The sequence below is a fragment of the Pantoea sp. MT58 genome (genome assembly GCF_014495885.1).
GTDB lineage: Bacteria > Pseudomonadota > Gammaproteobacteria > Enterobacterales > Enterobacteriaceae > Pantoea > Pantoea eucalypti.
Map to the genome: position 1 here is coordinate 1,876,831 of NZ_CP061083.1, position 23,532 is coordinate 1,900,362.

At 53.6% G+C, this 23,532-nt stretch carries 20 protein-coding genes; 9 read left to right on the forward strand and 11 right to left on the reverse strand.

Annotated elements, in window-relative coordinates:
* The first annotated feature begins 500 nt into the window (after positions 1-500).
* Together IAI47_RS08890 and dadX are read left to right on the forward strand one after the other, a co-directional pair.
* On the forward strand, positions 501-1,802 hold the full coding sequence (locus IAI47_RS08890) for a D-amino acid dehydrogenase (protein WP_008925310.1): 1,302 nt from the start codon (positions 501-503) through the stop codon (positions 1,800-1,802).
* A 19-nt stretch (positions 1,803-1,821) separates the two neighbouring features.
* Entirely contained in the window at positions 1,822-2,892 is a 1,071-nt protein-coding gene (gene dadX, locus IAI47_RS08895; RefSeq protein WP_008925309.1) for a catabolic alanine racemase DadX, read from the forward strand.
* Here dadX and IAI47_RS08900 read toward each other — a convergent pair.
* The 6 genes from IAI47_RS08900 to yeaG form a co-directional block, all read right to left on the reverse strand.
* Positions 2,885-4,078, reverse strand: coding sequence for a multidrug effflux MFS transporter (locus IAI47_RS08900; protein WP_008925308.1), 1,194 nt, complete (start codon positions 4,076-4,078; stop codon positions 2,885-2,887). The genes dadX and IAI47_RS08900 overlap by 8 nt on opposite strands.
* A 125-nt stretch (positions 4,079-4,203) precedes the next feature.
* Positions 4,204-5,670, reverse strand: coding sequence for an undecaprenyl-phosphate galactose phosphotransferase WbaP (gene wbaP / locus IAI47_RS08905; RefSeq protein WP_008925307.1), 1,467 nt, complete (start codon positions 5,668-5,670; stop codon positions 4,204-4,206).
* Between the two features lie 376 nt (positions 5,671-6,046).
* On the reverse strand, positions 6,047-6,280 hold the full coding sequence (locus tag IAI47_RS08910) for a DUF1480 family protein (RefSeq protein ID WP_003852736.1): 234 nt from the start codon (positions 6,278-6,280) through the stop codon (positions 6,047-6,049).
* Positions 6,281-6,358: 78 nt separating this feature from the next.
* The gene (locus IAI47_RS08915) at positions 6,359-8,086 is read right to left on the reverse strand and encodes a potassium/proton antiporter (RefSeq protein WP_003852737.1); all 1,728 of its coding nucleotides are present in this window, start codon (positions 8,084-8,086) and stop codon (positions 6,359-6,361) included.
* 248 nt (positions 8,087-8,334) lie between these two features.
* Positions 8,335-9,609, reverse strand: coding sequence for a YeaH/YhbH family protein (locus IAI47_RS08920; protein WP_003852738.1), 1,275 nt, complete (start codon positions 9,607-9,609; stop codon positions 8,335-8,337).
* Positions 9,610-9,694: 85 nt separating this feature from the next.
* Positions 9,695-11,629 carry a protein kinase YeaG gene (gene yeaG, locus IAI47_RS08925; RefSeq protein WP_003852739.1) on the reverse strand — a complete coding sequence of 645 codons (1,935 nt, stop codon included), beginning with the start codon at positions 11,627-11,629 and terminating at the stop codon, positions 9,695-9,697.
* A 420-nt stretch (positions 11,630-12,049) separates the two neighbouring features.
* Between yeaG and IAI47_RS08930 the strand changes: the two genes are divergently transcribed.
* Together IAI47_RS08930 and IAI47_RS08935 are read left to right on the forward strand one after the other, a co-directional pair.
* Positions 12,050-12,799: a MipA/OmpV family protein gene (locus IAI47_RS08930; RefSeq protein ID WP_008925305.1), complete on the forward strand. Its 750-nt coding sequence runs from the start codon at positions 12,050-12,052 to the stop codon at positions 12,797-12,799.
* Positions 12,800-12,880: 81 nt separating this feature from the next.
* Positions 12,881-13,732, forward strand: coding sequence for an aldo/keto reductase (locus IAI47_RS08935; protein WP_008925304.1), 852 nt, complete (start codon positions 12,881-12,883; stop codon positions 13,730-13,732).
* On the opposite strand, the gene IAI47_RS08940 is transcribed toward IAI47_RS08935, so the two are convergent.
* Together IAI47_RS08940 and gapA are read right to left on the reverse strand one after the other, a co-directional pair.
* A complete protein-coding gene (locus tag IAI47_RS08940; RefSeq protein ID WP_003852745.1) occupies positions 13,729-14,628 on the reverse strand; it encodes a D-hexose-6-phosphate mutarotase in 900 nt (299 codons plus the stop codon). The genes IAI47_RS08935 and IAI47_RS08940 overlap by 4 nt on opposite strands.
* Positions 14,629-14,701: 73 nt before the next feature.
* Positions 14,702-15,700, reverse strand: coding sequence for a glyceraldehyde-3-phosphate dehydrogenase (gapA, locus tag IAI47_RS08945; RefSeq protein WP_003852747.1), 999 nt, complete (start codon positions 15,698-15,700; stop codon positions 14,702-14,704).
* A 341-nt stretch (positions 15,701-16,041) separates the two neighbouring features.
* Between gapA and msrB the strand changes: the two genes are divergently transcribed.
* The gene (msrB, locus tag IAI47_RS08950) at positions 16,042-16,452 is read left to right on the forward strand and encodes a peptide-methionine (R)-S-oxide reductase MsrB (protein ID WP_003852748.1); all 411 of its coding nucleotides are present in this window, start codon (positions 16,042-16,044) and stop codon (positions 16,450-16,452) included.
* A gap of 5 nt (positions 16,453-16,457) precedes the next feature.
* Positions 16,458-16,739: a YeaC family protein gene (locus IAI47_RS08955; RefSeq protein WP_003852750.1), complete on the forward strand. Its 282-nt coding sequence runs from the start codon at positions 16,458-16,460 to the stop codon at positions 16,737-16,739.
* A 39-nt stretch (positions 16,740-16,778) separates the two neighbouring features.
* Here IAI47_RS08955 and pncA read toward each other — a convergent pair whose 3' ends face one another.
* The 3 genes from pncA to sppA form a co-directional block, all read right to left on the reverse strand.
* Positions 16,779-17,387: a bifunctional nicotinamidase/pyrazinamidase gene (pncA, locus tag IAI47_RS08960; protein ID WP_003852752.1), complete on the reverse strand. Its 609-nt coding sequence runs from the start codon at positions 17,385-17,387 to the stop codon at positions 16,779-16,781.
* 16 nt (positions 17,388-17,403) lie between these two features.
* Positions 17,404-18,417, reverse strand: a complete 1,014-nt coding sequence (gene ansA, locus IAI47_RS08965; RefSeq protein ID WP_008925303.1) for an asparaginase — start codon at positions 18,415-18,417, stop codon at positions 17,404-17,406.
* Positions 18,418-18,502: 85 nt separating this feature from the next.
* A complete protein-coding gene (gene sppA, locus IAI47_RS08970) occupies positions 18,503-20,365 on the reverse strand; it encodes a signal peptide peptidase SppA (protein ID WP_008925302.1) in 1,863 nt (620 codons plus the stop codon).
* A gap of 173 nt (positions 20,366-20,538) precedes the next feature.
* On the opposite strand from sppA, the gene IAI47_RS08975 reads away from it, so the two are divergent.
* From IAI47_RS08975 to IAI47_RS08985, 3 genes are all read left to right on the forward strand, one after another.
* A complete protein-coding gene (locus tag IAI47_RS08975; protein ID WP_008925301.1) occupies positions 20,539-21,090 on the forward strand; it encodes an NAD(P)H nitroreductase in 552 nt (183 codons plus the stop codon).
* A gap of 191 nt (positions 21,091-21,281) precedes the next feature.
* Positions 21,282-23,198 carry a DNA topoisomerase III gene (locus IAI47_RS08980; RefSeq protein WP_008925300.1) on the forward strand — a complete coding sequence of 639 codons (1,917 nt, stop codon included), beginning with the start codon at positions 21,282-21,284 and terminating at the stop codon, positions 23,196-23,198.
* On the forward strand, positions 23,195-23,506 hold the full coding sequence (locus tag IAI47_RS08985; RefSeq protein WP_008925299.1) for a DUF1496 domain-containing protein: 312 nt from the start codon (positions 23,195-23,197) through the stop codon (positions 23,504-23,506). Before IAI47_RS08980 ends, IAI47_RS08985 begins: the two co-directional genes overlap by 4 nt.
* Positions 23,507-23,532: the final 26 nt, after the last annotated feature.

A 23,532-nucleotide genomic window follows, 5' to 3' on the forward strand; every position in this document is an offset into this window, starting at 1 on the left:
CACCTCTTTTTTGCAAACCGGCTGACCCGAAAGACAACCCGTTCTGGTTATTTAAGGCTTCGTCCTGAAAAAGGGAACCCGAAAAAAACTGAGCGAACACAACAATGATAGCCCACTGTCGCTTATCCGAAATGCGAACTCAAATGAATTCTTTGGCACAAAATCATTAAGAGTGTTGCAGCAGAGAATTTAACAGCCTTTGATGCGACTATTAATTTAAAATGCGGAATATCATCCTGTTTATAAGCGGAATGTATGGGGTTGAAGGATTCTCCTGCAATGCGCAGATTTAACTGCCACTGTTGTCATTTATTTCTGTCTTTCGTGATTAAGGCGCATAAAGCGCTGAAATTAGCCGGGCAGCAAGATTTTAGTTACCTGAAAAGTGAAAAAGATGTGAAATGGATGCTGAATTTATGGGGTGATGTCCGCTGTGTAAATCCGCTGACTATCATCTTCTTAACAGTGAATTATGCTTTTACATGCCGGGTGGGGGAGCTATGCACGTTGTAATTCTTGGAAGTGGTGTGGTGGGAGTGGCAAGCGCCTGGTATCTGGCGCGCGCCGGACATCAGGTGACCGTCATCGATCGTCAACCCGCGGCGGCGATGGAGACCAGCGCGGGTAATGCCGGTCAGATCTCACCCGGTTATGCCGCACCCTGGGCCGCGCCAGGCGTGCCATTGAAAGCCGTGAAGTGGATGTTTCAGCGCCACGCGCCGCTGGCTATCCGGCTGGATGGCAGCAGTTTTCAGCTGGAGTGGATGTGGCGCATGCTGCGTAACTGCGACATCACCCACTATCAGCAGAACAAAAGCCGCATGGTACGGATTGCCGAGTACAGTCGCGACTGCATGAAAGCGCTGCGTTCTGAGACCGGCATCGCCTATGAAGGTCGTCAGGGTGGAACATTACAATTGTTCCGCACTCAACAGCAGTTTGACAGCGCCAGCAAAGATATTGCCGTGCTGCGCGACGCGGGCGTGCCCTATGAGCTGTTAGAGGCGCATGAACTGTCACGCGTTGAGCCAGCTCTGGCGGCAACGCAGCATAAACTCACTGGCGGATTACGGCTGCCCAACGATGAAACCGGTGACTGTCAGCTTTTCACTCAGCGTCTGGCAAAAATGGCCGAAGAGGCGGGCGTCGTTTTCCGCTTTAACACCCCGGTTGACCACCTGCTGCGCGATGGCAATCGTATTTATGGTGTGAAGTGTGGTGAGGAGATCATCAAGGCGGATAGTTATGTGGTGGCCTTTGGTTCTTACTCCACCGCGCTGTTAAAAAATGTCATTGATATCCCGGTCTATCCGCTAAAAGGCTACTCTCTGACCATTCCGATTAAAAACCCTGACGCTGCGCCGGTTTCGACCATTCTGGATGAGACTTACAAAGTGGCGGTGACCCGTTTTGACGATCGTATTCGTGTGGGTGGCATGGCAGAGATTGTTGGTTTTAACACCAGACTCACTGAAGCACGTCGGGAAACGCTGGAGATGGTCGTCAGTGATCTCTATCCTGAAGGCGGTCATGTCGCGCAGGCGAGTTTCTGGACCGGGCTGCGTCCGATGACGCCAGACGGTACGCCGATTGTGGGTGCCACGCCAATTTCTAATCTCTGGCTCAATACCGGTCACGGTACGCTGGGCTGGACGATGGCGTGTGGTTCTGGTCAGCTGCTGGCCGATCTCATCTCCGGTAAAAAGCCTGCCATTGCGGCGGATGACTTAGCGGTGTTCCGCTACTTACCCGGTTTCGCGGCGACGTCATCGCCGCTGCGTAACGCCAACGCAACTCGTTAAGTCTTCAGGGAGAGAGAGGATGTCACGTCCGATTATCGCTACCATCAATCAGCAGGCGTTACGTCAGAACCTGGCGGTCGTTCGCCAGGCGGCACCTGCATCCCGCGTCTGGTCAGTGGTGAAAGCGAATGCTTACGGCCATGGTATTGAACGCGTCCGCGAGGCGTTATCTGCCACTGACGGCTTCGCACTGCTTAATATGGAGGAGGCGATTCAGCTGCGTGAGCAGGGCTGGAAAAAACCGATTCTGTTACTGGAGGGATTTTTCCAGCCAGAAGATTTGCAGTTAATCGATCGCTATCGTCTGACTACCAGTGTGCACAGCAACTGGCAAATCAAAGCACTGGCCAGTGCCCAACTCTCTGCCCCGGTTGATATTTATCTCAAAATGAACAGCGGGATGAACCGTCTGGGCTTTCGCCCGGAGCAGGTCAACGGCGCGTGGCAGAAACTGCGGGCGCTGAGCAATGTCGGTGAGATGACGCTGATGGCGCATTTCGCCGATGCTGAAAATTCGCAGGGTTTAGTTGCACCGCTGCAGCGCATTGAGCAGGCGGCAGAAGGGTTGAGCTGCCCGCGATCGCTCTCTAACTCCGCCTGCACCTTATGGCATCCTGAAGCGCATTTTGACTGGGTTCGTCCTGGCATCATTCTGTATGGCGCATCGCCCAGCGGTAACTGGCAGGACATTGCAGGCAGTGGCCTGCAGCCGGTGATGACCTTAAGCAGTGAGATTATCGCGGTTCAGCAATTACAGGCTGGCGATGGCGTGGGTTACGGCTATCGCTATCATGCCAGCACGGCGCAGCGGATTGGCGTGGTGGCCTGCGGTTACGCTGATGGCTATCCGCGTCATGCCCCAACCGGCACGCCGGTCTGCGTCGATGGTGTAATGACGCAGGTGGTGGGAGCCGTCTCCATGGATATGATTACCGTGGACTTAACGCCTTGCCCTCAGGCTGGCATTGGCTCAGCCGTTGAACTGTGGGGTGAGCAGGTGAAAATCGATCAGGTCGCAAAAGCAGCCGGAACGGTAGGGTATGAGCTGATGTGCGCCCTGGCACCCCGCGTTCCGGTCACCGTTATTTAAGCGCGGTCAGGCTGCCGCGCATCTTTCTGCTGCAGCGCCAGGCGATAAACGCCAGCGCTGCACCCAGCAGCATCATCAGGCTCAGCGAGAGCTTCTCCGCCACCGGCAGCGCAACGATTACCAGGCTGCCTGCTGCACCACCAGCCATCTGAATAAATCCCTGCAGGGCGGACGCCACGCCTGCCTGTTGCTGATACGGCTCCAGCGCATAGCTGGTGGCGGGTCCTACCGTAAAGGCCAGTCCGGCAACCGATACCGCCACCGGGAACATGTAGAGCGCCCAGTGTGTTTGCATTTCCGCCGGAAATATCTGCGTTCCCGCCATCAGTAGCACCGCGCCCAGCAGCATCGTTAAAAAACCCATTGCCAGACAGAAAGGGCGACCCGCTTTGCGAATCGCTTTATTCACAAACATGCTGACAAACATAATCCAGAAACCGTTGGCCCCGAAAGCAAACGAGAACTGGATCGGCGTCAGGCCGCCTTCGGTCATTAATACCTGTGGTGCCAGTGACACGTAGGTCAGCACCATGCCCAGCGCACCGGCATTGGCAAAAGCGAACGCCAGAAAACGCGGCTGACGCAGGATTTCAGCGTACTGCTTAACCGGTAATCCTTTCACCCGCAGGGTATCTGCCGGGCGCGTCTCGGGCAGCCAGATAATCACCAGCAGCGTAATCAGCAGACCATAGGCGCAGAGGAACCAGAAGGGCGCGCGCCAGTCAAAGGCGCTGGCCAGCAGGCCACCCAGTAACGGAGCGAGTGCCGGAACGATATTCAGTGCGCCGTTCAGGAATCCATAGGCGCGTGCGGCATCATCGCCACTCAGGCGGTCGCGCACGCCGCTAAAGGCGACAACGGCGCTACAACAGACGCCACAGCCCTGCACCAGACGAGCAACGACGAACAGCGGGAATGACGTCGCCGTGGCAGCGATAGCACTGCCGGCGATGTAAAGCGCAAGTCCCAGCAGGGCAATCGGCTTGCGGCCATAGTTGTCCACCAGCGGACCCGTGACCAGTTGTCCCAGCCCCATGACCAGCAGAAACAGCGGAATCGTGGTCTGAACCAGATTAACCGGCGTATCCAGCCCTTCTGCGATTTGTGGCAGCGTGGGCAAATAGAGATCAATGCCTAAGGGTGCCAGCAGCACCAGGCTTAATAACAGCAGCGTAAATTTTTGCATAACAACCAGAGGGTAACGTTCTGTTGAAAAACGATCGAAGAGGGTAATGATTCAGAGGCAAAAAAGATAGAGGAAGTCGTGCGGAAAGTGCGATGCCTGCTGTAAACAGGCATCGCATTAAAGGCCTAGTAGGCGCCGTCGCGGCGTAATACCACCCCTGCGGTTTTAAACAGGATCGCGATATCGGTCCAGAGCGCCCAGTTTTTGACATACCAGGAGTCAAAGTAGACGCGAGTGTCATAGTCGATATCGTTACGTCCGCTGACCTGCCAAAGACCTGTCATGCCGGGTTTGGCCATCAGGTAATAGTCCACATCACCCGCATAACGCTCCAGCTCCGCTTCGATAACCGGACGCGGACCCACCAGGCTCATCTCGCCGCGGATCACGTTCCATAACTGCGGTAACTCATCCAGACTGGTTTTTCGCAGGAAGCTACCAATACGGGTCACGCGCGGGTCGTTTTTCAGTTTGAAATCTTTGTCCCACTCAATCCGCGCCTCTTCACTGGTTGCCAGTAATTTCTCCAGCACCTCTTTTGAATTGGTCACCATGGAACGGAATTTCAGGCATTTGAATTTTTTGCCATTCTGGCCCACACGTTCGTGACCATAAATTGCATTGCCGCCATCGCGTTTCACCATGTAGCAGAGCAGGGCGAAGATCGGGCCAAGGAACAGCAGCAGCATTGACGCCACCACGATATCAAAGGCACGCTTCATGAAACGGGAGGAGTGTTTCGCCAGGTTGTTGCTGACGCGCAGGATCATCACTTCATGGCTAAAGATAAAGGACATGTCCGTACCATAAAGCGGTACACCGCGCAGCGTAGGGATCACCGAGACTGAACGGCAGTTCATCTTTGACAGGAATTTCAGCCAGCGATCGCGCATTGGCTGCTGCTCATACTCCATGGCAACAATAAACTGCACGTTATCGCGGTCAATGGTCTGCCAGTTAATGTCTTTCCAGGTGATAACGGGCACGCCATTCACGCTCTGCTGGGCAGGAACATCATCAACCGAGATAAAGGCCTGCACGTTGTAGCCCAGGATCTCTTCACTCTGCAGCGCCGCATAAGCTTCGGTGGCATTGCGGCCGGAACCGATAATGATGGTCTCTTTCTGCCACTGGCCCGCCTTGTTGATGGCGCGTTTCACCAGAGCACGCATCAGTGGGAGCAGCAGCAGGGCATATGTCCAGCTGAAGACCCACACCATGCGGGAGAAGTCCCATTTAGAAAAAGCGATCAGTGCGAGGTCGAGCAGTGAAAAAACAAATAATGTTTTAACGATCTCTTTAAGCTCAAACCAGAACGGTTTGCGATAAGTATAGTGACGCAGACGTACCCAGAACCAGCCGGTACACATTACTGACATAATAAACTGTGCCACGAAACGATATTCGATCTGGTGCGGTGGAATAAAGGTATCCAGCTCGCCCCAAATACCTTGTATCGTCGCGGCAGATAAAAACAGTGCCAGGTTAAGTGCAATCAGATCGGAAAAGCTCAGGGCGAATTTCACGATGATATTTTTACGCGTGCCGCTCCATGAGCGGCTCGGGCTATTCATTATCAATGTACTTGCCATAAAACCTGCTCTCTTTCTCAAGTAAAAGATGGCCTGACCAGAATCAGGTGCGCGCTCAGGAGTGGGCCTCTGAAAAATTAAAAAATAATTTTCAGTCTGTTGCAGTCAGTAAAGCCAGTTCAGCTGCAAAAAAGATAACGATTAAAGCGTGATGATAATCACGGAATGTTGCAGCATCGAGAATGAGTATGCAGGAGTTATTTGACAGAGTTAATACGGAAAAAATCTGAAAACATCAAAACTGATTAAAGTTTTAAATAGCTAACTTGTGGATTTAATTAGATAAAATAAGGAAGGGGTCAGTTATAACTAAACTGTTTAAGACGCTTTTTAGGAATTACCGCCGAATCTGACGACTGGCGGTAATGATCGCGCATCAGGCAGGTTTCTTTAAAATCCAGCGGTCCTGCTGTTTATCGTAATGGCCGATTTGCAGATTCACCGGTTCACCGTCAATCCAGGCCGGGACGCTGGTATCACGATCCCAGCCATCAAGTTGCGTAATTAAACCGGGATTAGTGTGACAGGGGATACTGACAGTGTCCGGATTCTCACCGCCAAGATCGGCATCAACAATCTCATAACGACCAATTTTAACCACGTGTCCCATTCATTTCTCCCGTTTTTACTGGCGTAGAACGTTAAGCTTAGCGTATTGAGAGAAAATAACGTGGCTGAATCATTAGGATTATTCCTTCTCTTCCGCTGGCCGGACACCAATTTTCACAATACGGTTATCCTCTTTCTCAGCAACAGTCCATGTCAGTTGATTCCACTCCACCTGATCGCCGACCACCGGTGAACCGCCGAGCATAGCCAGAACCAGCTGTCCCAGTGACTGCTGATCATTCGTGCTCTCATCCAGTTCCAGTCCGTAAATCTGCGCAACATCGCGCAGGCGAGCTTCTGCATCCAGAATAAAGTCGCCGAAGAAGCGCTGGTCGAGCGAAACCGGCGGTGACTGACTGAACATCTTGCCCAGCGCGGGAAGATCGCGCTCGCGGCCAATGACGCAGATAACGTCGTTCTCTTTCAGACGCGTCCCGCCATTGGGATGCATCAGCACATTGTCACGGAAAAGGGCGGCGATACGCGTCTCTCGTGGCATCTGCAGGTCACGCAGTGCGGCACCGACACACCACTTGTCGGCGCTGAGCTGGTAGACGAACTGCTCCCAGGGATTTTCCGGATGAATATCCAGACCCACACGGCTGATAGGTGAAGCGGTTGGCGGCACCACCACTTTGGCTTTTTTGGCAGCAAAGCCCAGTGATGTACCCTGCAGCATCAGGGAGACCAGCACCACGAAGAAAGCGATATTAAAATAGAGCGAAGCGTTCTCTAAGCCTGCCATCATCGGGAAGACCGCAAGAATAATCGGTACCGCACCACGTAAGCCGACCCAGCTGATAAAGACCCGTTCACGGGTCGTGAAGTTGCGAAATGGCAGCAGGCCAATAAAGACCGACAGCGGACGTGCCACCAGAATGAGCCACAGCGAAAGAAGCATGGCTGGCACCGCGATGTGCCACAAATCAGAGGGTGTGACCAGCAGGCCCAGCACAATGAACATGCCAATCTGACTGAGCCAGGCCATACCGTCAAAGGTCTGCAGAATGCCGTGGCGGTTACGAATCGGGCGGTTGCCCAGTAAGAAGCCACAGAGATAGACCGCCAGAATACCGCTGCCCTCTAATACCGTGGTCAGCGCGAACACCAGAATGCCGCCACTCAACGCCAGCAACGGGTAAAGGCCAGGAGCCAGACTGATACGGTTTATCAGTTGCTGCAGCGCCCAGCCGCCGCCCAGGCCTAATACGATACCCAGACCGAACTGCTGTACCAGATGCACCAGGAACATCCAGTCAAGGCCGCTGCGGCCCTGTTCAATCATTTCAATCAGGGTAATGGTGAGAAACACGGCCATCGGGTCGTTGCTGCCCGATTCAATCTCCAGCGTGGAGCTGACGCGCTCATTCAGGCCTTTGTCACCCAGCAGTGAGAAGACCGCAGCAGCATCCGTAGAGCCAATAATGGCGCCAATCAGGAAGCCCTGCATCATGTCGAGGTTAAAGAGCCATGCGGCCACGACGCCCGTTAAACCTGCGGTGATCATCACGCCGACGGTGGCCAGCGACAGCGCAGGCCCGAGCGCGACTTTAAACGAGCTGGCTTTGGTTCGCATACCGCCATCCAGCAGGATGATCGCCAGCGCCAGGTTAGAAATTAAGTAAGCCGCGGGATAGTTATCGAAAGCGATGCCGCCGATACCATCAACACCGGTGAGCATACCCAGTGCGAGGAAGATAACCAGAATAGGAATGCCCAGTCGGGATGAGAAAGAGCTGAGCAGAATGCTCGATGCTACCAGCACGGAACCGATGATAAAAAGACTGTAGACAATAGTGTGGTTCAAACCCGGTCTCCTGAGATATGACAGTGCGCTGCAGCAACTGCTGACAAATATCCATGCTATCTCTGAAAGATAATGTTTTATCAAGGAGTTGTCATTGTGAAAATGATCATTATACCAATTGCTGAAGAGGGTATGGAATCAGATTAATGTGAAGAATGAGGGGGTTGGCAGGCAAGCGGGAGAAAACAGACTGTTTTAGCAGGTTATTCGGCAGATAAAAAAAGCCGGTGATTAACCGGCCTGGTGGGTCAGGCTTCCGTTGCCTGTTTATGAAACAGCGATCGGAACACCGGATAGATATCTTCCGGTTCGCGAATATGTTCAATGGCAAAGTTATCGAATGTTGCCTGCAGATGCTCATATTCACGCCACAGCGTCTGATGCGCACGGCGGGTGATTTCGATATAACTGTAATAACGCACGACCGGCAGAATATGCTTCGCCAGAATCTCATGACAGAGCGGTGAATCGTCAGCCCAGTTGTCACCGTCCGATGCCTGCGCCGCGTAGATATTCCACTGCGCCGGGTCATAGCGTTCTTTTACGACTTCATCCATCAGTTTCAGTGCACTGGACACGATGGTGCCGCCCGTCTCCTGAGAGTAGAAGAACTCCTGTTCGTCCACCTCTTTGGCCTGCGTGTGATGACGGATATAAACCACATCAACGTTCTTGTAGGTGCGGCTCAGGAACAGGTAAAGCAGGATATAGAAGCGTTTCGCCATATCCTTGGTGGCCTGATCCATCGAACCTGAGACATCCATCAGACAGAACATGACCGCCTGGCTGGAAGGCTCCGGGCGTTTCTCAAAGTTTTTGTAGCGCAGATCGAAGGTGTCGATAAAGGGCACCCGTTCGATGCGCGCCCGCAATTCAGCGATCTCTTTGCGTAGCCGCTCCTCCTCCAGCAACTGAGCAGGTTCAGTTTTCTCAATCTCCTGCAGCGTCTCTTCCAGTTCATGCAGCATACGGCGTTTCCCTGCCGTCATTGCGGTACGACGCGCCAGTGAGTTCTGTAGCGAACGCACGACGCTGATATTGGCTGGTACGCCGTTAGAGGTGAAACCGGCACGGTGAGTCTTATATTCATTAAGCTGACGATGCTGGTTGCGGCGCAGATTAGGCAGGGCAAGATCTTCAAACAGCAGGTCAAGGTACTCATCCTTCGAGATCTGAAAGACAAACTCATCCTGTCCTTCACCATCCTGACTGGCATTACCCTGTCCGCTGCCACCGCCGCCGCCGCCCTGTGGACGCTCAACACGGTCATTCTGCACAAAATGGTCGTTACCCGGATGGACCCGATGACGATTTCCGCCGCGTCCCTGATGGAAAATCGGCTCATTGATGTCGTCAATAGGTATAGAGACGGACTCGCCGCTGCTGACGTCGGTCACCGAGCGTTTATTGATGGCCTCGGAGATCGACTGCTTAATTTGCGACTTATAACGGCGAAGAAAGCGCTGGCGGTTAACCGCGCTCTTGTTCTTACCGTTAAGCCGGCGATCGATGAAATAGGCCATGGTATTCCCCCAAACTACATTGTAAGCAGGTCGGGCGCACCCGACCCTGTCAGACCGGTATCACTTACCGGCAAGCTTACCTCTATCAGGACGATTTACGCACACGCAGATACCATTCACACAGCAGGCGAACCTGTTTGCGGGTATAGCCTTTTTCCATCATGCGATCGACAAAATCATCATGTTTTTTCTGCTCATCGGTAGAGGTCTTGGTATTGAACGAAATCACCGGCAGTAACTCCTCGGTATTCGAGAACATTTTCTTCTCAATTACCGTGCGTAACTTCTCGTAACTGGTCCAGTTTGGATTGCGACCATTATTATGTGCTCTGGCGCGCAGCACAAAATTGACGATCTCATTACGGAAGTCTTTCGGGTTACTGATGCCAGCGGGTTTCTCAATTTTCTCCAGTTCCGCATTGAGCGATTCACGATCAAACAGCTGTCCGGTATCGGGATCGCGATACTCCTGATCCTGAATCCAGAAGTCAGCATAAGTGACATAGCGGTCAAAGATGTTCTGACCATACTCAGAGTAGGACTCCAGATAAGCAGTCTGAATCTCTTTGCCGATAAACTCAGCGTATTTAGGAATCAGATAGCCTTTAAGATGTTCAAGGTATTTCTCTGCCTGATCCTGTGGAAACTGCTCACGTTCAATCTGCTGCTCCAGCACATAGAACAGATGAACCGGGTTGGCGGCCACTTCAGCGTGGTCGAAGTTAAACACCCGTGACAGGATTTTAAAGGCAAAGCGGGTCGAGAGACCGTTCATCCCCTCATCCACACCGGCGTAGTCGTGATACTCCTGCCAGGACTTCGCTTTAGGGTCGGTATCTTTGAGGCTTTCACCATCGTACACCCGCATTTTGGAATAGATACTGGAGTTCTCAGGATCTTTCAGGCGCGACAGGATAGAGAAGCGTGCCAGCGTTTCCAGCGTGCCAGGTGCGCAGGGCGAGGTCGCCAGCTCACTGTGGTTTAGCAACTTGTCGTAGATTTTGATCTCTTCAGAGACCCGCAGGCAATAGGGCACCTTGACGATATAGACACGGTCAAGGAACGCCTCATTATTCTTGTTGTTACGGAACGTCACCCATTCAGATTCGTTGGAGTGCGCCAGAATAATGCCGTTGAACGGCAGGGCCGAAATGCCTTCGGTACCGTTATAGTTTCCTTCCTGCGTCGCCGTCAGTAACGGATGCAGCACTTTAATCGGCGCTTTAAACATCTCGACGAACTCCATGATGCCCTGGTTCGCGCGGCAGAGGGCACCGGAGTAGCCGTAGGCATCGGGATCGTTTTGCGCATGGTTTTCCAGTTTACGGATATCCACTTTACCCACCAGCGCAGAGATATCCTGGTTGTTCTCATCGCCGGGTTCAGTTTTAGCAATCGCCAGCTGTTCCAGAATCGACGGCCAGACTTTAACGACTTTGAAGCGTGAAATATCACCACCAAAATCGTGCAGACGTTTAGCGGCCCATGGCGACATAATCGTGCCGAGGTAGCGGCGCGGTACGCCATACTCTTTTTCAAGAATGTGCGCATCTTCCTGCGGATTGAACAGGCAAAGAGGGTGGTCATTTACCGGGCTGCGTTCGCCGTCAGCACTGAGCACATAAATAGGCACCCGCTGCATCAGCGACTTAAGCCGTTCCGCCAGTGAGGATTTACCGCCACCGACCGGCCCCAGCAAATAGAGGATCTGTTTTTTCTCTTCCAGTCCCTGAGCGGCATGTTTCAGGTAGGAGACGATCTGTTCAATCGCTTCCTCCATGCCGTAAAACTCCTCGAACGCTGGATAGCGTCCCATCACACGGTTGGAGAATATTCTGGAAAGGCGTGGCTCCTGAGCAGTGTCGACCATTACCGGCTCTCCGATAGCCATTAACAGTCGCTCTGCAGCGTTGGCGTATGCACTGCGATCCTGCTTACAGATAGCAAGAAATTCCTGCAGTGTGAACTCTTCGTCCTTGGCAGCTTCATAACGCTGACGATAGTGATCGAATATATTCATAGCGATGCCCGTCCTTTCGTTTTTAGCACAGGTAAGGAGCACAATTAATGACTTGTAGCAGCTCCCGGAAGATATTCTCTGTTGAGTACAGCAACCCTTATGCCAACCTGATCTTTTTTATCGGGATACACAACGTTTGTGGTTACTCTGCTCGGTCAAATTCTATGCTGTTACTTCTAACTGTAGATGGCTTCTAGGAAATTTCCTCCACGGGTTTAGGTGAATGAGGGGGAGATCAAGAGTAATTCAGGTTTGTCGTGAGATGAGTTCATATGGGTGATGCTTTAACTTAACGTGTTTTTAACCTTAAATGCCACTTTGATTGGTGAGTAACTTAAAGGAATTCGATATAAGTTAATGCAGCCGTAAAAAAACGTTAGACTTCCTGTTTGATTGTTATATTTATGGAATGAATAAATTGTGAACCAATTCAAATTTAAGACGCTTGTTGCACTTCTGCCATGTTATTTACTGAGCTCGCAGGCCTTTGCCGCACCGCTTTCTCTTGGTGCGTCGGTACTCTATGCCCAGTCACCTTATCGCGGCGGTCAGGATCGCTATCTCCCCCTTCCGGTGATCAACTATGAGGGTGAAGACTTCTGGTTCCGCAGCCTGCAGGGTGGCTACTATCTGTGGAAAGATCCCCAGAACCAGCTGTCGCTGACGCTGCTGGGTTCACCGCAGGAGTACAAACCCAGTGAGAATGACTTGGGCGACATGAAAGGGCTGGATAAACGCCGTATGACGCTGATGGGTGGCGCAACGTATCGTCACGTTGCTGACTGGGGTATCGTCCGTACTTCATTACTGGGCGATGTGCTGAACAACAGCAACGGGATGATGTGGGATTTAACCTACCTATATCGCTTTGAGATGGGCGACTTCAGTCTTACTCCGGGCATTGGTGCTATCTGGAACAGCGCCAATCAAAACCGTTACTACTACGGTGTATCCGGCCATGAAAGCGCCCGGACCGGTATCAGTCGCTATACCCCTGATGACAGCTGGTCCCCTTACGTTGAGCTGAATGCCAGCTATCAGATTTCTCCGCAGTGGAATGCCAGCCTCACAGGACGCTACACGCGCTTTGACAGCGAAATCAAAGACAGCCCAATGATTGATAAAAGCGGGCAGGCGTTAATCTGGACGGGTATCAGCTACACCTTCTGATAACGCTTCATTCGCACCAAAAGAGGGCATCTATTGCCCTCTGTTCTTTTACAGGGCCCCGAAAGGGGGCGGGAGAGCAGAATGCGCAACACGATTAACTTTGCTGACTTCAACAATCTGCCGGTCATTGGCCAGGGCACCTGGTACATGGGCGAGAATCCGGCGCAGCGTTCCGCTGAAATCGCTGCACTGCAGGCAGGTCTTGAATGTGGTTTGCAATTGATTGATACCGCCGAAATGTACGCCGACGGCGGAGCCGAAGAGGTGGTCGGGCAGGCCATGCTGGGGCGTCGCGACAAGGCGCTGCTGGTATCAAAAGTCTATCCGTGGAATGCAGGCGAAGTGGATGCTATTGAAGCCTGTGAGCGCAGCCTGCGCCGTCTGCAGACCGATTATCTTGACCTTTACCTGTTGCACTGGCGCGGTAATGTTCCACTGGAAGAGACCCTGCGGGCCATGGAACGCCTGCAGCAGCAGGGCAAGATCCGTCACTGGGGCGTCTCGAATTTTGACACAGACGATATGGCAGAACTGTGGGATGAACCGGAAGGAAGTCAGTGTACGACCAATCAGGTGCTCTATCATCTGGCGTCACGCGGTATTGAATTTGATCTTTTGCCGGCATGTCAGCAGCGTGAGATGCCGATAATGGCCTACTGTCCGCTGGCACAGGCAGGAAGGCTGCGTGACTCACTCTTTACCGACCCGGTACTGACGCAGATTGCACAGCAGAAGGGCATCAGCGTCGCGCAGCTTCTGCTGGCCTGGGTCATTCGTCAGCCTGGGGTGATTGCCATTCCCAAAGCCAGCTCAGTCGTTCACGTTCAGGAAAATGCTGCGGCACTGGAGGTCGTCCTGACCGATGAAGAGTTGCAGCTCATCGATCGTGCCTGGCCAGCACCACAGCATAAGTTACCGCTGGATATCGTTTAGCCGCTGACCTTGTCGCCCGCTGCGGCTTTCTTCTTCAGGCGGAAAGTCGTGGCCAGGCGTGCTGGCTTCTCACCTGCGCTGCGTAACGGTTTACTGATGCGCGCCGTCTCCACGCAGACCATGGTTTTATAACCCTCATTCGCCATGTCCGACATGCTGCAGGAGAGTTCCACACCTGGATTCCACGTGACAACGTCACTGTGGTGATGGTGATAAACCTCAATCTGCCGTTGATCCGCCGTATCATTGATCACCGAGCAATCTTCTGCGGCGGTAAAGATACGGTCAATGCGTCCCGGATAACGTTGCTTGCCGTCGCTGCTGCCAGCCTCGCCGTTATTCACCTTGTCGATAAAACTATTGCCCAGACCGGAAACCTCAACGCCGTTGATGTCGCTGACGGTGAAGTAGCTGTGCAGCGCTGCTGTCGCTTCGAAGTCACCGTAGGCTTCAAGTTCGATCTCACAATGCTGGCCCAGGCGGAAGCGGGCAATCAGGGTAAACTCATGCGGCCAGAGCTTCAGCGTCTGTGCATTGCTCTCCAGCACCAGCGTCAGCATCACGCCATCTTCATTCTCATCATGCGCAGTCAGCTTCCACGGCTGAATCCGGGCAAAACCGTGTGCCGGTTCGCCTGCCGGACCAAACCACGGCCAGCAGATGGGGACACCGCCACGAATTGCTTTGCCCGGTGAGAAGAGACTCTTATCGCTCAGCCAGAGCACCGGCTTCTCACCGCTTGGCTGCCAGGCGATCAGGTGCGCGCCCTGCAGGGTGATCGCAGCCCGAACCTTAGGGTGACTGATGACAATCGCCGGGAGTTCACCTACCTGACGCTGGGTGAGGTAAGGGGAAATCTGATTAACCACCGGCAGAGTAAACAGCTTATCTTGCATGTTCGCTTCCTTCCTGTACGGATAAAAAAAGGGCGACCGAAGTCGCCCTTATTCTCAATGCTGTCTGGCTGCCTTATTTAGCAGAAACCAGTGCAATCAGGTCGAGAACTTTGTTTGAGTAGCCAGTTTCGTTGTCATACCAGGAAACCAGTTTCACAAAGTTGTCGTTCAGCGCGATACCGGCTTTAGCGTCAAACACTGAAGTCAGGATTTCGCCGTTGAAGTCGGTAGAAACCACGTCATCTTCAACATAGCCCAGAACGTCTTTCATTTCGCCTTCTGCAGCTGCTTTGATTGCAGCACAGATTTCTTTGTAAGACGCCGCTTTTTCCAGACGCACGGTCAGGTCAACAACGGAAACGTTAGGGGTAGGTACGCGGAATGCCATACCGGTCAGTTTGCCGTTCAGCTCTGGCAGAACTTTACCAACGGCTTTCGCTGCGCCAGTTGATGAAGGGATGATGTTCTGCGATGCGCCGCGGCCGCCGCGCCAGTCTTTGTGAGATGGACCATCAACGGTTTTCTGGGTTGCAGTGGTCGCGTGAACAGTGGTCATCAGACCTTCAACGATGCCGAACTTGTCGTTGATCACTTTGGCCAGTGGTGCCAGGCAGTTGGTGGTACAGGAAGCGTTAGAAACGATATCCTGGCCATCATATTTGTCGAAGTTTGCACCGCGAACAAACATTGGGGTGTCATCTTTAGATGGACCGGTCAGAACGACTTTCTTAGCACCCGCGGTGATGTGTTTACGTGCGGTTTCGTCGGTCAGGAAGATACCGGTTGCTTCAGCAACAACGTCAACGCCCACTTCATCCCACTTCAGGTTCGCTGGATCACGTTCAGCAGTAACACGGATTTTTTTACCGTTAACCACCAGTGCGCCATCCTGAACTTCTACGGTGCCGTCGAAACGACCGTGAGTAGAGTCATACTTCAGCATGTACGCCATGTAATCCGCGTCCAGCAGGTCGTTGATAGCAACGATTTCGATGTCAGAACGCTTTTGAGCAGCACGGAAAACGATGCGACCGATACGGCCGAAACCATTGATACCTACTTTGATAGTCATATATTCCACCAGCTATTGGTTAGTGAATAAAAGTTGCCTGTAAAATTACAAAAACCTTACCAGGCGTCAAGCGGAATCGTGTCAATTGTTGCGACAGGTCAATTCGCCTGAAAGGAATTATTCGATGCGCAACCGCTTGCGCGCCGCTCATCATATAGCGCTTCGTCGATTCAATCGCCGAATATATAGGGATGCCCGAAACAAAAGGTGATCGAAGTCACAAATCCGCTTAGCAGCAGACGGGCTGAAAGGGTGAGCACAAAAAAAGACCCGGGTTATGTTGATCATTTGTTAGAATAATAGTCGAATTTTTCAGAATGGCACTTCCCCGGAATCCTAAAATGGCTAAAGACACCGCAACCGACGCAAAAATCGCCGAGCTGACAGAGATGCAGCGTTATGTGACACAGCAGCGCGGAACGGAACCGCCTTACAGCGGCGCACTGCTCCACAACAAGCAGGAAGGGATCTACCACTGCCTGGTCTGTGAGGCGCCACTCTTTCTCTCTGAGACCAAGTATGATTCTGGCTGTGGCTGGCCCAGTTTTTATCAGCCAGTAAGTGATGATGCGATTCGTTACATCGAAGATAATTCACATGGCATGCAGCGTGTTGAGATCCGCTGTGGCAGTTGTGATGCGCATCTGGGGCACGTCTTCCCCGATGGCCCGCAACCGACTGGCGAACGCTACTGTGTTAACTCCGCCTCATTGAATTTTACCGACGAGCAGGGCGAACAGACCAAAGGGTAACGGCAATGAAGGAACAACTTGAAGCAATGCTTGCGTCAATGACACCTGAAGTTTATCAGCGGCTGGCGACGGCGGTTGAGATTGGTAAGTGGCCGGATGGTGTGGCGCTGACTCAGGAGCAGCGTGACAACTGCCTGCAACTGGTAATGATGTGGCAGGCAAGGCACAACGACGCGCCACAGCATATGACCATCGGTAAAGGTGGCGAGATGGTGATGAAGTCGAAAAAAGAACTGAAAGAAGAGTTCGGCATCGACCCGGATGTAACACGGATTCATCTGCACTAATCTGCACGAAATAGAGCTGGCGTCGAGCCAGCTCTATCTTTAAATCAAAATAGCGCCCTGAGCGGTCATCTGTGCAAAGGCGATCTCGCTGTCCTCTGGATTCAGATTGACTCCGCGGCAACCCTCTTTAACCACCTCAACGTGATACCCCAGCTCCAGCGCATCCAGTACGCTATATTTCACGCAGTAGTCCGTCGCCAGCCCCAGCATCACCAGATGGGTAATGCCACGCTCACGCAGCCAGCTGTCCAGTTCGGTTTTACGGCGATGACCGTTGTCAAAAAAGGCGCTGTAGCTGTCGACATCATGATCTTCGCCTTTGTGGAATGTCGCATCAAACAGCGAGCGATCCAGACCGGGATGAAAATCGGCGCCCGCTGAGCCCTGAATACCGTGATCGGGCCACCAGATCTGCGCCAGACCATTTAATTCGCCCAGGGTGTAAACCGGTTCGCCTGAGATCGAGGCAAAACTGCCGTGATCGGCCGGGTGCCAGTCCTGCAGGGCCAGAACGCACTCACCGTTTTCACGGAACATGCGCGCGTAACGATTTGCCACCTCGACAGTGTGGTCACCCTCATGAACGGCCATTGGGCCGCCTGGGCAAAAATCGTTCTGGATATCAATAATGATGAGTGCCCGCTTCATTATTTGTCGCTCCGTTTCAGTCTTCAGTCAGTTCGCCGCGCAGATTCTGCTGCATTCTTGCACGGATTTGATCGGCCGACAGATCCTGGCTGAGTAAAAAGTGTAATTTGGTCAATGCTGCTTCCACAGTAAGATCGAATCCGCTGATTACGCCAGCATGTTCCAGTGCATTGCCGGTAGCGTATCCGCCCATATTCACTTTGCCAGAAATACACTGAGTGAGGTTCACCACCACGATGCCGCGCTCGCTGGCCTGCTGCAGTTCGGCAAGGAATTCTTTGTTCTGCGGTGCGTTACCCACGCCGTAAGAACGCAGGATCAACGCTTTCACCGGCTGACGCAGGAAGTTACGCACGACGTCTGCTGAAATCCCAGGATAGATTGTGACCACACCAATAGGCTGAGGCGTAATCGTGTGGACCCTGAGCTCGCCCTGACCGGACGGGGCGGGTGGTGTATTCAGTCGGCGAATATGAATGCCCGCTTCCAGCAGCGCAGAAAGGTTTGGCGAAGCAAAGGCATTAAAGCCGTCAGCGTGGGCCTTGGTCGTACGGTTGCCGCGATAAAGAGTGTTATTAAAAAACAGTGATACTTCGCTGATCGGATAGTTAGCCGCGACATAAAGCGAATTTAACAGATTTTGCTGGCCATCTGAGCGCAGCTCAGCCAGTGGAATCTGTGACCCGGTGACAATCACCGGCTTAGCCAGATTCTCCAGCATAAAAGAGAGGGCTGACGCGGTAAACGCCATGGTGTCCGTGCCATGCAAAATCACAAAACCATCGTATCGATCGTAGTTTTGGCGAATATCTTCGGCAATAGACTGCCAGTCTTCCGGTGTCATGTCGGAAGAGTCGATAAGCGGCTGATATTCGTGAATAGTGAAATCAGGCATCTCAGGGCGGTGGAACTCAGGCATGTTTGCCAGCTGCTGCTGCAGGTGTCCGGAGACCGGAATATAGCCCTGCGCCGAGCGTTGCATACCGATTGTCCCGCCAGTGTAGGCTACATAGATATTTTTCTTTTGCATCAGAGAACTCAGACTCGCCATAAAACGCGCAGTATAAGGGGAATAGCGGGGAAAAGCAGCCCGACCAGCGGCCGGGCTGAGAGGTTTATCGCACTTCGCCGCAGTTCAGGCAGAAGGCGTAACGGTTCTGAGGATCGTTTTGTTTGTCAAACAGACCCGGCTGGGCTTTCATGGCACTCATCACATCCAGCATCGGCGCTGGCAGCCAGGCTTTCAGCGTATCCGGCAATACTGCCTGCACAGACGCGTTCATCTGGCTCAGCATCATATCCAGGAAGCTCGGGTCATCCTGATACCAGCTCAGCATAGGTTTATCGACTTTCGCCAGCTCGCCTGCTTTCTTCACGGCATCATCAAAGTCACCCAGCGCATCAACCAGACCATTGGCTTTTGCATCGCTGCCGGTCCAGACGTGGCCCTGGGCAATGGCATCAATCTGCTCTGGTGTTTTGTGACGCGACTTCGCCACCAGACCCACAAAGTTGCGGTAGCCATTTTCGATGGTCAGCTGCATCATCTGCTGAACTTCGGCTGGCAACGCTTTGGTGGTAGAGATATCCGCCAGCGGGGAGGTCGCGACACCATCTGTGTGCACGCCAATGCTGTCCAGACTGTTCTCCAGCGTATTGATCACGCCAAAGATACCAATCGAGCCGGTTAGCGTGCTCGGGTTCGCCACGATGTAGCTGGCGGGTGTTGAGATCCAGTAACCACCGGATGCCGCCATACCGCCCATTGAAACCACAATCGGCTTGCCCGCGGCCTGAGCCGCTGCCAGCTCTTCACGAATGGCTTCAGAAGCCGTGACGCTGCCGCCCGGGCTGTTTACCCGCAGAATGATCGCTTTGATTTTCGGATCAAGACGCGCATCGCGAATCTGAGCTGCCGTAGTGTCGCCACCGACGTTGCCCGGCGTCTCTTCGCCATCCATGATGGCTCCGCTGGCCATGACGACGGCGATGTTGCCATCCTGCTGAGAGCCAGCCGGTTTCACGCTGTAGTCATAAATGCTGACGCTGCGATAATCATTGCTCTGCTTATCCAGACCAAAGGTCTTTATCAGTTCTTCATCCGCTGCTGCACGGGAACCCAGCGTATCAACCAGCTTATTGTCCAGTGCATATTGCGCGGTATCGCCTTTCACCGCGTTCAATCCGGCAATGATTGCCGCTGCGCCCGGGAAGAGTTGCTCAGACGTAATCTGACGATTGGCCGCCACGGTATTCAGGTAATTCTGCCACAGCTGACCGACCCAGCGGCTGTCAGCATCCCGTGCAGCAGGGGACATATCGTCACGCAGGAACGGTTCTACCGCGGATTTATAAGTCCCGACACGGAAAACGTGTGAGGTGACTTTCAGCTTATCCAGCAGCGTTTTGTAGTAAAGCCCGTTGGTGGCGAAACCATGCAGATCCACGCCGCCCTGCGGCGACAGATAGATTTTAGTGGCGTAGCTGGCAAGGTAGTACTGCGCCTGGCTGTAGCTGTCGCCCAGTGCATAAATCGGCTTACCGCTGTCACGGAATTCCCGTAGTGCTTTTCCGACATATTGCAGCGAAGGCTGATCACCGCCGGCAAATTCGCGTAAATCCAGCACGATGCCTTTAATGTTGCTGTCGCCTTTTGCCTGGCGAATCGCGTCGACCACATCAAACAGCGAATTTTCCTGTAAACGGTCACTGCTGGCACCCAGCAGCTGGCGGCCGATTTTACTCAGACGATTGCTCACTGAGGGTTTATCCACCAGTACGCCGCTGAGATCGACTTTCAGTGCGCCTTGCTGAACCGGCGCTGAACTGCCGCCTGATCCGCTGACCTGCAGCCAGATCCCTGCACACACCACAATCAACAAAATCAGGAAAATATTCAGAATAAATTCCCTGATAAAATTCAATACCCGCCAGCTCCAGCGGAACAGACCTGCAATTATTCGCCACAATGTGCGCATCAGACTCTCCATAAATATGTAGCAGGAAGTGGCCGCCGCGCGGACCAGACTTCCACGACGAGCTCATCCTAAAGAGCGGCGTGTTAAAAGTCAGCAGGAAATCACTGTGCACTGTTACAAAAAATCTGCCTGTGCCAGGATAACGGCCACATTACAGAGATCGGGAGAGAAACATGGACGCACTTGAATTACTGGTCAACCGACGTTCGGCCTCACGCCTGACCGAGCCGGCACCGGCAGGTGACGCGCTGGAAAACATTCTGCGGGCTGGCATGCGCGCACCGGATCATGGGACGCTGCAGCCCTGGCGTTTTATCATTGTAGAAAATGAGGGCCGCGACCGGATGAGCCAGCTGCTGGAGAAAGCAGCACGCGATAATCAGCTGGATGAAAAGGCGATTAACAAAGCGAGCCAGGCACCGTTTCGCGCGCCGATGATCATCACGGTAGTGGCGCATTGCGAAGAGCACCATAAAGTGCCGCGCTGGGAACAGATCGCCTCAGCAAGCTGTGCCGTGATGGCGATGCAGATGGCGGCCGTGGCCCAGGGCTTCAACGGTATCTGGCGCAGTGGTGCCTGGACCGATGACGAGCAGGTACGCCAGGCCTTTGGCTGCCGCGAGCAGGATGCTATCGTCGGCTTCCTCTATCTGGGCACGCCGCAACTGAAATCCAGCACTACTGTGCTCCCGCCAGACACTGCGCCTTTCGTCCGTTACTTCTGATTGTCTGCGGGTTCGGGCAGGGTGCTCTTCAGCCCTGCCTTTTGCACGGTTCCTGTGCGAACGATCGCTAACACCGCGTATCATGCTTACGCCAGAAGAGCAGCCAGGCTAACATAGCCCGCGAGATGCAAACCGACAGCGAATAACCGGTTATCAACGTGTTCCCCTGATGTTAAGGATTACCTGATTCAATGCGTTTGTTTATTGCGGAAAAACCGAGCCTTGGGCGTGCTATCGCGGATGTGCTACCGAAACCGCATCGACGCGGTGATGGATTCATTGCCTGCGGCAACGATCAGATCGTCACCTGGTGCGTAGGCCATCTTCTGGAGCAGGCACAACCTGACAGTTATGACAGCCGTTATGCGCGCTGGTCGCTGGCCGATCTGCCGATCATTCCGGAAAAGTGGCAGCTTAAACCTCGTCCCTCGGTCGCGAAGCAGCTGAAAGTGGTTGAGGGATTGCTGGCGCAGGCGAGCGAAGTGGTGCATGCCGGTGACCCGGATCGGGAAGGGCAGTTGCTGGTGGATGAGGTACTCGATTACCTGAATCTGTCACCAGAAAAACGTAAAAACGTGCAGCGCTGCCTGATCAACGATCTCAATCCTCAGGCGGTGGACCGGGCGGTAAACCGCCTGCGTGAGAATCGCGAGTTTATCCCGTTATGCGTTTCCGCGCTGGCCCGCGCGCGTGCTGACTGGCTCTACGGCATTAACATGACCCGTGCCTGGACACTTCTCGGGCGTAATGCGGGCTATGACGGTGTGCTGTCGGTTGGCCGCGTACAGACGCCGGTGCTGGGGCTGGTCGTCCGGCGCGATGAAGAGATCGAAAACTTCGTGCCGAAAGATTACTTCGAAGTGAAGGCCCATATTATAACGCCTGATGGCACTCAGTTTATCGCCAGCTGGATCCCCAGCGAAGCCTGTGAGCCGTGGCAGGATGAAGAGGGCCGTCTGCTCAAGCGTGCGCTGGCCGATCATGTGGTGGCGCGCATTACCGGCCAGCCTGCAACGGTCACCGCTTACAGTGATAAGCGTGAAAATGAAGTGGCTCCGCTGCCATTCTCCCTCTCCAGCCTGCAAATCGAGGCGGCTAAACGCTACGGGCTGAGTGCGCAGACGGTGCTGGATACCTGCCAGCGGCTCTATGAAACGCATAAACTGATTACCTATCCCCGTTCAGACAGCCGCTACCTGCCGGAAGAGCATTTTGCCGGTCGACATGCGGTATTAAAGGCGATACAAGCCCATCAGTCGCAGCTGATCCCGCCCGGAGACTTCGATGCCGATCGCAGAAACCGCTGCTGGGACGATAAAAAAGTGGATGCCCACCACGCCATTATCCCCACGGCGCGTTCCAGCGCGGTTAAGCTCAGTGAAAACGAGCAGAATATTTATGAGCTGGTGGCGCGCCAGTATCTGATGCAGTTCTGCCCCGATTCCGTGTTCCGCAAATGCGTCATCGACCTTGATATTGCGGGCGGAAAATTCGTGGCGAAAGCGCGTTTTCTTGCAGAAGCAGGCTGGCGCGCGATGCTGGGCAGTAAGGAGCGGGATGAAGAGAATGATGGTATGCCGCTGCCGGTGGTGGCAAAAGGGGATGAGCTTCTGTGCGAGCGGGGCGAGGTGCTGGCGAAGCAGACACAACCGCCGCGCCCGTTTACCGATGCCACCATTCTTTCCGCCATGACCGGTATTGCCCGTTTTGTCCAGGATAAAGAATTAAAGAAAGTGCTGCGTGCGACCGATGGTTTAGGAACGGAAGCCACACGCGCCGGCATTATCGAATTACTGTTTCGTCGTGGCTTCCTGGTGAAGAAGGGCCGTTACATCAATTCGACTGATGCCGGACGTGCCCTGATTCACTCGTTGCCCGATCTGGCTGCCCGCCCGGATATGACCGCGCAGTGGGAATCGACACTGACGCGTATCAGTGAAAAGGCCTGCCGCTATGATGAGTTCATGCAGCCGCTGGTGCAGACCTTAACGACGCTTATCCAGCAGGCGCGACAGCAGCCTGCGGCGCATGCATTTCGGGGATTACCGTCCACCGGACAGAAACGTCCGGTGCGCAAAACCAGGCGTAAAGTGAAGGAGACGGAATGAGGCGTTATTCAGTATTACTGGTCATCGCCCTGACGCTGGCGACCAGCGCAGCGCAGGCGAACAGTCGTTATCAGTCGATGCCACCACAGGGTAACAGCGGTGGGAATACTGACGTGGTAGTAGATATCCCCCCCGAAGCCTGGACGCAGGCTGAGCGACGTCAGCCAGACTGTCTTCGCTGCTGTATCTTTGAGAACCGTAATTATACGGAAGGTGCGGTGGTGAAATCAGAGGGTGTGTTACTGCAATGCACCCGTGATGAACACTCCATTGGCACCAACAACCTGCTCTGGAAGATTGTGAAATAGCCGTCGCGTGGCGCTCTGCCACGCGA

Coding starts and splice junctions, on each gene's coding strand:
- wbaP (WP_008925307.1), bottom strand. CDS start 5,670: ATGGCAAGTACATTGATAATGAATAGCCCGAGCCGCTCATGGAGCGGC.
- msrB (WP_003852748.1), top strand. CDS start 16,042: ATGGCTAAAGACACCGCAACCGACGCAAAAATCGCCGAGCTGACAGAG.
- IAI47_RS08890 (WP_008925310.1), top strand. CDS start 501: ATGCACGTTGTAATTCTTGGAAGTGGTGTGGTGGGAGTGGCAAGCGCC.
- IAI47_RS08955 (WP_003852750.1), top strand. CDS start 16,458: ATGAAGGAACAACTTGAAGCAATGCTTGCGTCAATGACACCTGAAGTT.
- pncA (WP_003852752.1), bottom strand. CDS start 17,387: ATGAAGCGGGCACTCATCATTATTGATATCCAGAACGATTTTTGCCCA.
- IAI47_RS08940 (WP_003852745.1), bottom strand. CDS start 14,628: ATGCAAGATAAGCTGTTTACTCTGCCGGTGGTTAATCAGATTTCCCCT.
- IAI47_RS08900 (WP_008925308.1), bottom strand. CDS start 4,078: ATGCAAAAATTTACGCTGCTGTTATTAAGCCTGGTGCTGCTGGCACCC.
- IAI47_RS08975 (WP_008925301.1), top strand. CDS start 20,539: ATGGACGCACTTGAATTACTGGTCAACCGACGTTCGGCCTCACGCCTG.
- yeaG (WP_003852739.1), bottom strand. CDS start 11,629: ATGAATATATTCGATCACTATCGTCAGCGTTATGAAGCTGCCAAGGAC.
- IAI47_RS08910 (WP_003852736.1), bottom strand. CDS start 6,280: ATGGGACACGTGGTTAAAATTGGTCGTTATGAGATTGTTGATGCCGAT.
- IAI47_RS08935 (WP_008925304.1), top strand. CDS start 12,881: ATGCGCAACACGATTAACTTTGCTGACTTCAACAATCTGCCGGTCATT.
- ansA (WP_008925303.1), bottom strand. CDS start 18,417: ATGCAAAAGAAAAATATCTATGTAGCCTACACTGGCGGGACAATCGGT.
- IAI47_RS08920 (WP_003852738.1), bottom strand. CDS start 9,609: ATGGCCTATTTCATCGATCGCCGGCTTAACGGTAAGAACAAGAGCGCG.
- dadX (WP_008925309.1), top strand. CDS start 1,822: ATGTCACGTCCGATTATCGCTACCATCAATCAGCAGGCGTTACGTCAG.
- IAI47_RS08980 (WP_008925300.1), top strand. CDS start 21,282: ATGCGTTTGTTTATTGCGGAAAAACCGAGCCTTGGGCGTGCTATCGCG.
- gapA (WP_003852747.1), bottom strand. CDS start 15,700: ATGACTATCAAAGTAGGTATCAATGGTTTCGGCCGTATCGGTCGCATC.
- sppA (WP_008925302.1), bottom strand. CDS start 20,365: ATGCGCACATTGTGGCGAATAATTGCAGGTCTGTTCCGCTGGAGCTGG.
- IAI47_RS08985 (WP_008925299.1), top strand. CDS start 23,195: ATGAGGCGTTATTCAGTATTACTGGTCATCGCCCTGACGCTGGCGACC.